Annotated in this window: 1 rRNA gene; it reads left to right on the forward strand. The window is 51.4% G+C overall.

The features are described 5' to 3' along the window. A 23S ribosomal RNA gene (locus tag NNO03_RS22630) occupies positions 1-257 on the forward strand; the annotation flags it as partial.

Consider the following 257-nt stretch of genomic DNA (forward strand, 5'->3'; position numbering starts at 1 on the left):
ACTAAGCGTACACGGTGGATGCCCTGGCAGTCAGAGGCGATGAAGGACGTGCTAATCTGCGATAAGCGTCGGTAAGGTGATATGAACCGTTATAACCGGCGATTTCCGAATGGGGAAACCCAGTGTGTTTCGACACACTATCATTACGTGAATACATAGCGTAATGAAGCGAACCGGGGGAACTGAAACATCTAAGTACCCCGAGGAAAAGAAATCAACCGAGATTCCCCCAGTAGCGGCGAGCGAACGGGGAGCAG

Source organism: Citrobacter sp. Igbk 16 (assembly GCF_028069755.1).
GTDB lineage: Bacteria > Pseudomonadota > Gammaproteobacteria > Enterobacterales > Enterobacteriaceae > Citrobacter.